General features: G+C 66.5%; 6 protein-coding genes. All 6 read left to right on the forward strand.

From position 1 onward, the window contains the following. Positions 1–858: dihydroorotate dehydrogenase-like protein (locus VFW45_05985; GenBank protein HEU5180319.1), on the forward strand; the 858-nt coding region annotated here is incomplete at its 5' end. A 93-nt stretch (positions 859–951) separates the two neighbouring features. Further along, complete coding sequence (locus tag VFW45_05990) at positions 952–3,387, forward strand: phosphoketolase family protein (GenBank protein HEU5180320.1); 2,436 nt, start codon at positions 952–954, stop codon at positions 3,385–3,387. A 244-nt stretch (positions 3,388–3,631) separates the two neighbouring features. Continuing rightward, positions 3,632–4,348: an LOG family protein gene (locus VFW45_05995; GenBank protein HEU5180321.1), complete on the forward strand. Its 717-nt coding sequence runs from the start codon at positions 3,632–3,634 to the stop codon at positions 4,346–4,348. Further along, positions 4,345–5,958 carry an NAD-dependent malic enzyme gene (locus VFW45_06000; GenBank protein HEU5180322.1) on the forward strand — a complete coding sequence of 538 codons (1,614 nt, stop codon included), beginning with the start codon at positions 4,345–4,347 and terminating at the stop codon, positions 5,956–5,958. Before VFW45_05995 ends, VFW45_06000 begins: the two co-directional genes overlap by 4 nt. 202 nt (positions 5,959–6,160) lie before the next feature. Further along, complete coding sequence (locus VFW45_06005) at positions 6,161–7,333, forward strand: efflux RND transporter periplasmic adaptor subunit (GenBank protein HEU5180323.1); 1,173 nt, start codon at positions 6,161–6,163, stop codon at positions 7,331–7,333. Positions 7,334–7,336: 3 nt separating this feature from the next. Then, positions 7,337–8,337 (forward strand): efflux RND transporter permease subunit (locus VFW45_06010; GenBank protein HEU5180324.1); only part of this gene is annotated, 1,001 nt, incomplete at its 3' end.

Here is an 8,337-nt window from a genome sequence, read left to right on the forward strand (position 1 = left end):
CTGGTCCTGCGCTCCCTGTACGAGGAGGACATCAAGGGCGAGCAGATGGACGACTTCTTCAACATCGAGAGCCACGGCGATTCTTTCGCCGAAGCTACTACCTACAATCCGGAGCAGGAGACGGCTCTCGGGCCCGACGAGTATCTGGAGCACCTGCGGCGCGTGAAACAGGCGGTGCGCATCCCGGTCATCGCCTCGCTCAACGGCTCGACCGCCGGAGGCTGGACCTCGATGGCCCGGCTGATCGAGCAGGCGGGGGCCGACGCGCTGGAGCTGAACCTCTACCACGCCGCCAGCGATCCCACCCTGAGCGGCGCCGAGGTGGAGCGGCAGATGCTCGACATCGTGCGGGAGGTCAAGCAGCAGGTGCGCATCCCGGTCGCCGTCAAGCTGACGCCGCTGTTCACGGCGTTCGCGCATTTCGCCCACCAGCTCGATGATGCGGGAGCCGATGGCCTGGTGATGTTCAACCGCTTCCATCGGGTCGACATCGATGTTCTCGAGCTGGAAGTGGTGCGCGCCCTGGGGCTGTCCCAATCCTCCCATCTGCAGCGCCGCCTGCGCGGCCTCGCGGCCCTGTCGGGACGCGTGCGCGCCTCCCTTGCCGTGACCGGAGGCGTGCACACGGCGCTCGATGTGATCAAGGCGACGATGGCAGGCGCGCACGTCACGCAGATGGTCTCTGCGCTGATGCGCCACGGCCCCTCGCACCTGCGGGCGGTGCACCGTCAGGTCGGGGAATGGATGGAAGAGAACGAGTGGGGCTCGCTCGACGAGATGCGCGGCAACATGAGCTTCCAGAAGATCCCCGACCCCGCCGCCTACGAGCGCGCCCACTTCATCAAGGTTTTCCGTTGATCTGCGCCGCCGGCGGGGAAACCTTTTGGAGTTGGCCCGCCGGATCTGCGAGACTGCTTGCCTCGAAGTCGACTCCGCGCAGCGAGGCCATTCATGAAGAAGATTTCCCGCCGCGAATCTCCCGGCGCCGTCACGATGCGCCGCATCGACGCCTGGTGGCGCGCCGCCAACTATCTCTCCGTCGGCCAGATCTACCTGCTGGACAATCCGCTGCTGAAGCAGCCGCTTGCGAAGCGGCACGTCAAGCCCCGGCTCCTTGGCCATTGGGGGACGACGCCCGGGCTGAACTTCATCTACGCGCATCTCAACCGGGTCATCCGCGATCGCGATCTCGACATGATCACCATCATCGGTCCGGGGCACGGCGGGCCGGGGATCGTGGCCAATACCTGGATGGAAGGGACCTACAGCGAGATCTATCCGAACATCTCCAGGGACGAAGAAGGGATGCGCCGGCTGTTCAAGCAGTTCTCCTTTCCGGGAGGCATCCCGAGCCACGTCGCGCCGGAGACCCCCGGCTCGATCCACGAGGGAGGCGAGCTGGGCTACGCGCTGAGCCACGCCTTCGGCGCCGCCTTCGACAATCCCGATCTGATCGTGGCGGCGGTGGTGGGCGACGGCGAGGCGGAGACGGGACCGCTCGCCACCAGCTGGCATTCGAACAAGTTCCTGAACCCCGCCTCCGACGGCGCGGTTCTGCCGATCCTGCACCTGAACGGCTACAAGATCGCCAGCCCGACGGTCCTGGCCCGCATCCCCGGCGAGGAGCTGGACGAGCTGCTGCGCGGCTACGGCTACGACCCGATCTTCGTCGAAGGGAGCATCCCGGCGGCGATGCACCGGGGGATGGCCGCGGCGCTGGATCGGGCGCTCGATGCCATCCGGCGCATCCAGTCGGCGGCCCGCCGCGGCGGCGTTCCGCGCCGCCCGCGCTGGCCGATGATCGTGCTGCGCTCGCCCAAGGGCTGGACCGGCCCGCGCACGGTCGATGGAAAGTTGACCGAGGGCTCGTGGCGCTCGCACCAGGTGCCGCTGGGAGAGCTGCACGACAACCCGGCGCACCTGAAGCTGCTGGAGCGCTGGATGAAGAGCTACCGGCCCAAAGAGCTGTTCGACGCTCAGGGCCGCCTGGTCGCCGAGATCGCGGCGCTGGCGCCGGAGGGAAATCGCCGCATGAGCGCCAACCCGCATGCCAACGGCGGGCTGCTCCTGCGCGACTTGAAGCTGCCCGATTTCCGCGGCTATGCCGTGCGTGTGACGAAGCCGGGGGCTTCGGATGCCGAGCCGACGCGCGTCATGGGAGCCTTCCTGCGCGACGCGATGAAGCTCAATTTGGAGGCGCGCAACTTCCGGCTGTTCAGCCCCGACGAGCTCAACTCAAACCGCTGGAACGACGTGCTCCAAGTTACCTCGCGCGCCTGGATGGCGGAGCGCCTGCCCACCGACGAGGGGTTGGCGCCGGAAGGGCGCGTCATGGAGATGCTGAGCGAGCACCAATGCCAGGGATGGCTGGAGGGGTACCTCCTCACCGGACGGCACGGTTTCTTCTCCTGCTACGAGGCCTTCATCCACATCGTCGATTCGATGTTCAACCAGCACGCCAAGTGGCTGAAGGTGTCTCGCGATCTGCCGTGGCGGCGGCCGATTGCCTCGCTGAACTACCTGCTCAGCTCGCACGTCTGGCGGCAGGACCACAACGGCTTCTCGCACCAGGACCCGGGGTTCATCGACCACGTCGTGAACAAGAAGGCGGAGGTGGTGCGCGTCTATCTCCCGCCGGATGCCAACTGCCTGCTCTCAGTGACCGATCACTGCCTGCGCAGCCGCAACTACGTCAACGTGGTCGTGGCGGGCAAACAGCCGGGGCCGCAGTGGCTGACCATGAGGCAGGCGGTGGAGCACTGCGCCGCCGGCGCCGGGATCTGGGAATGGGCCAGCAACGATCGCGGCAAGGAGCCGGATGTGGTGATGGCCTGCTGCGGCGACGTGCCGACGCTGGAAACCCTGGCCGCCGTCGACCTGATCCGGAAGCACCTGCCCGAGCTGAAGGTGCGCGTGATCAACGTCGTCAACCTGATGAAGCTGCAGCCGCCGGGCGAGCACCCGCACGGGCTGAGCGATCGCGACTTCGACGCTCTCTTCACGCGCGACAATACGATCGTCTTCGCCTTCCACGGCTATCCCTGGCTGGTGCACCGCCTGACCTACCGGCGCACCAACCACGACAACCTGCACGTGCGCGGCTACAAGGAGGAAGGCACCACGACGACCCCCTTCGACATGTGCGTGCTGAACGAGATCGACCGCTTTCACCTGGTACAAGACGTGATCGACCGCCTGCCGCAGCTCGGCTCGCGCAGCGCCTACGCCAAGCAGGCGATCGCAGGGGCCCTGCTGGAGCACCGGCGCTACATCAACGAACGGGGGGAAGATCATCCCGTGGTGAGCAGCTGGCGGTGGGATGGGTGGCGAAAAGGGAAGGCGCGCACGAAGGCGCGGCGCAGCTCCACAGAGTCCGACAATTCGTAATATGCCCACCCGGGCTTGGACACCCTTACAGCCGACTGGCCGGAAACCGGCCAGCGGCTGAAGGGCCGCACCTACTTACAGGCGACACTCCGTCGGACACGGGAAATGGTCATGCTCGTAACCGGCCGGCTGAGGGGCCGCCACTCCACGCAAACCAACAATTCATAGCTCCCTTCTGGGGAGCTGTTCACCCGAGACAATTTCAGCCCGTGATCGTGGCTCCAGTACGGCAGTTGGGTGAGATATGGTCGTGAGCGACGAGCGGGGAAATGAGCCCGTCAGCCTGGCGGACGAAGAAGCGGTCCGGCAGGTCGTCTCCGACTCGATCCTGAAGCTGTGGGACGCCGTCAACAACCTGGCCCGGATCCGCCCGTCACGGCGCGAACGCTACCGGGTGACGCTGTTCGGCTCGGCCCGCGCGCGCCCGGGCACCTTTGCCTACGAAGAGACCAAGCGCGTGGCCGAGATCGTGGCCTCGCTGGGCTGCGACATCATCACCGGCGGCGGCCCCGGACTGATGCAGGCGGCCAACGAGGGGGCCGCGGCCGGCGGCGGGAAGTCGCGCTCCGTCGGCATCCGCGTCGACCTTCCTTTCGAGCAGGAGGTCAATGCCTTCGTCGGCATGGCCTTCGAGCACCGCACCTTCTTCACGCGGCTGCACCAGTTCGTGATCACCTCCGACGCCTTCGTGGTGGCGCCGGGCGGCATCGGCACGGTCCTCGAGACCTTGATGATCTGGCAGCTCCTGCAGGTGAAGCACCTGAAGGACACGCCGCTGATCCTGGTAGGGTCGATGTGGCCGGGATTGGTGCAATGGGCCCGGGCCTCGATGTTGTCGACCGACCCGCCGCTGGCCGGCGCCGCCGACCTGGAGATCCCGCGCTGCGTGGCGACCGGCGATGAAGCGATCACGATCCTGAAGGAGCATCACGAGCGCTGGCGGAGCGGAGGGACGAAATGAAGCGCACGGCGGCGCGCGGCGTCGACATCCTGCGGGACAAGAGCATCAACCGATCGATCGCCTTCTCGCGCGCCGAGCGGGAGAGGCTCGGCCTGACCGGACTGCTCCCCGATGTGGTCTCCAGCGAGAAGCAGCTCATCCAACGCGTGCTGACCAATCTCGAGCGCCTGCCTCGCGACATCGATCGCTACATGCTGCTGTCGGGCCTGCAGGAGCGCAACGAAGGGCTTTTTTATCGGCTGGTGATCGACCATATCGGGACCATCATGCCGCTGATCTACACCCCCACGGTGGGCGAGGCCTGCAAGGAGTTCTCGCACATCGCGCGCCAGCCGAAGGGGTTCTGGATCACGCCGCGCGAGCGCGGCAAGATGCGCCGCATCCTGGGGAACTGGCCGCAGAAAGACATCCGCGTCATCGTCGTCACCGACGGCCAGCGCATCCTGGGACTCGGCGATCTGGGAGCCAACGGCATGGGGATCCCGATCGGCAAGCTGGCCCTGTACACCGCCTGCGCGGGCATCCCGCCCCAGCAATGCCTGCCGGTGACGCTGGACGTCGGGACCGAAAACAAGGAAATGCGCGAGGACGTTCTCTACCTCGGCTATCCACGCAAAAGGCTCAAGGGCCGCGCCTACTTCGCCCTGGTGGACGAGTTCGTCGAGGCGGTGCAGGCGCGCTATCCGCAGGCGCTGATCCAATTCGAGGACTTTCTGACCCCCAACGCCTATGCACTCTTGAGGCGCTACCGCGACCGCGTCCTGTGCTTCAACGATGACATCCAGGGTACGGCGGCGGTGGCGCTGGCGGGGATCGTCGCCTCGACGCGCATCACGGGGAAACCCTTCCGGGACCTGCGCATCATGTTCCTCGGGGCGGGCTCGGCCGCGACCGGCATCGCCGACCTGGTGGCCTCCGCATTCGTGGACGAGGGGCTGACGCCAGATGAGGCATGCCGCCGGCTATGGTTCGTCGATCTCAAAGGGCTCCTCGTCAGGAGCCGCAGGGATTTGATGGAGCACAACCTGCCGTACGCCCACGACCACGAGCCGCTCGATTTCCTCGGCGCCATCGACGCCATCCGCCCCGATGTCCTCATCGGTGCCACCGGCGCGCCCGGCACCTTCACCCGCGAGGTGATCGAGCGCATGAGCCGGATCAACGAGCGGCCGGTGATTTTCGCGCTCTCCAACCCCACGTCAAAGGCCGAGTGCACGGCGCAGCAGGCCTACGAATGGAGCGACGGCAAGGCAATCTTCGCGAGCGGCAGCCCCTTCGGCGAGATCGCCTGGAAGGGAAAGACGTTTCATCCGGGCCAGGGAAACAATGCCTATGTCTTTCCGGGGATCGGGCTGGGGGCGGTCGCCTGCCGCGCCCGCACCATACCCGACGAGCTGTTCCTGGAGGCGGCCCGCACCCTGGCCCGCCTCGTCTCGCGGGAGGATCTGGAGCAGGGTTCCCTCTATCCTCCGCTGGCGTCGATCCGCCGCATCTCGCTCAACCTGGCGGTCAACGTCGCCGAGAAGGCCTACGCGATGAAGCTGGCTCGCGCCGGCCGGCCGCGCTCGCTCCGCAAGACCATCGCGGCCTACATGTATGAGCCTTCCTGACATGCCGTCATGGAAGGACTCGACCTCGAGGCCCTCGGACCGGCGGGCTGGGAAGGCGCATTGGAGCGCCGACGGGACGCAATGCCGGGAGACCGGCGGGATCGGCGGCAGGAGGCATGCCTATGCTAGACTTCGCGAATCTTCGCTGTTCAATAATCATTGTCGCGACAGGCAGCGGTCGTTCCTGCCCGGGAGAACAACCGTGAGACTCCTTCTCTCCATGCCGCCGGGGCGCCGCCTCGCAGCCGTGGCCGCCGCCTTCCTCCTCGTTCTCGCCTGCAAATCCAAAGAAGCCCCCGCCGCCGGACCCATCGAGGTGAAGGCCGCCCCGGTCCTGCAAAAAGACGTGCCGATCTACGTCGAGGCGGTCGGCCAGACGCGCGGCAACACCGAAACCGAGATCCGGGCGCGCGTCGAAGGGTTCGTCGAGAAGGTGCACTTCCAGGAAGGGACGATGGTGAAGAAGGGGCAGCTCCTCTATACGCTCGATCCGCGCCCCTTCCAGGAATCTCTGGAGAAGTCCAAGGCGGATCTGGCCGAGGCGCAGGCGCAATGGGCGCGCACCAGGCAGGATGTGGCGCGCTTCGAGCCGCTGGTGAAGGACAACGCCGTCTCGCGCCAGGAGTACGAGACCTCCGTGGCGCTGGAGAAGGCGGCCGCCGCTTCGGTCGACGCCGCCAAAGCAGCCACCCGCCTCTCGCAGGTGGAGCTGGGCTACACCAAGGTGCTGGCGCCCGACGACGGCCTCATCGGCAAATCCGAAGTGGAGGCGGGCACGCTCGTCGGACGCGGCCTGCCCACCCTTCTCACACGCATCTCCAAGATCGACCCGATCCACGTCCGCTTCACTCTGGCGGAAGCCGATTACCTGCATTACGCGCGCCTGCGGGCCGCGCAGGGAGAGGCTGAAAAAAGGACCGTCCCCTTCCAGATGGTCCTGGCCGACAACTCGGTGCATCCCTACGAGGGTAAGTTCCTGTTCGTCGACCGGGCCATCGACGCGGAGACCGGCACCATCCTCCTGGAAGCCTCTTTCCCCAACCCGCAGGGAATCGTCCTGCCGGGACAGTTCGCCAAGGTGCGCGCCACGGTGGAAACCAAGAAAGGCGCCCTCCTGGTGCCGCAGCGGGCGGTCCAGGAGATGCAGGGGATCTACAGCGTGATGGTGGTGAAGCCGGACGACACCGTCGAGTCGCGTGCCGTGAAGCCGGGCCAGCGCATCGGGGCGCTATGGGTGATCGATTCGGGCCTCAACCCCGGGGACCGCATCATCGTCGAGGGGCTGCAGAAGGTGAGGCCCGGGGCCAAGGTGGCGGCCAAGATGGTCACCATCGAGGATACCCCGCCTCCCGCCGCGCCCGCGCCCGGGGCTTGAGAGATGGCTGATTTCTTCATACGGCGACCGATCGTCGCAATCGTCATCGCCATCCTGATCGTCATGCTCGGGGCTTTCTCCCTCAAGGGATTGAGCATCGAGCAGTATCCCTTCCTCGCCCCGCCCATGATCCGCGTCACCGCCACCTACCCGGGCGCCTCCGCCGTCGCGGTCGAGCAGTCGGTCGCCACGCCGATCGAGCAGGAGGTCAACGGCGTCGATCGGATGATCTATATGAAGTCCTCCAACACCAGCGACGGGCGCATGCAGCTCGACGTCAGCTTCGAGGTGGGCGTCGATCAGGACAACGCCAACGTCCTGACGCAGAACCGCGTCTCCGCGGCGCAGGCCCGCCTGCCGCAGGAGGTGATCGCGCAGGGGGTCACCGTCAAGAAGCAGAGCCCCAGCATCCTGATGGTCATCTCGCTCGCCTCCCCCAACGGCACCTACGACGCCAAGTTCCTGATCAACTACTGCGGGATCAACCTGCGCGACCAGCTGCTGCGCATCCCGGGAGTGGCGCAGGTCGACCTGTTCGGCGGCACCGACTACGGCATGCGCATCTGGCTGCGGCCCGACCGCATGGCGCAGCTCAAGCTGACCCCCTCGGATGTCATCTCGGCCATCAAGGAGCAGAACCTGCAGGCCCCCGCCGGGCGCGTCGGCATGGCTCCGTCTCCCAAGAACCAGGAGTTCACCTACACGGTGAGCGCGCCGGGACGGCTCACCACCCCGGATGAGTTCGAGAACATCATCATCCGCGAGACCGAGACGGGCGGGGCGATCCGGATCAAGGACGTCGGGCGCGCCGAGCTGGGATCGCAGGACTACAACTCCTTCGGGCGGCTGAACGGCAAGCCCGCCGGCGCCATGGCGGTCTACCTGCTTCCTGGCGCCAACCAGCTCAAGGCGGCCGAGACGATCTACCACACGATGGAGCAAGCCAGCGGCTTCTTCCCCGCCGACATGGAGTACAAGATCGTCTACGACACGACGCCGGCGGT

It is taken from the genome of Candidatus Polarisedimenticolia bacterium (assembly GCA_035764505.1).
GTDB lineage: Bacteria > Acidobacteriota > Polarisedimenticolia > Gp22-AA2 > AA152 > AA152.

Coding starts and splice junctions, on each gene's coding strand:
- VFW45_05990 (HEU5180320.1), top strand. CDS start 952: ATGAAGAAGATTTCCCGCCGCGAATCTCCCGGCGCCGTCACGATGCGC.
- VFW45_05995 (HEU5180321.1), top strand. CDS start 3,632: ATGGTCGTGAGCGACGAGCGGGGAAATGAGCCCGTCAGCCTGGCGGAC.
- VFW45_06000 (HEU5180322.1), top strand. CDS start 4,345: ATGAAGCGCACGGCGGCGCGCGGCGTCGACATCCTGCGGGACAAGAGC.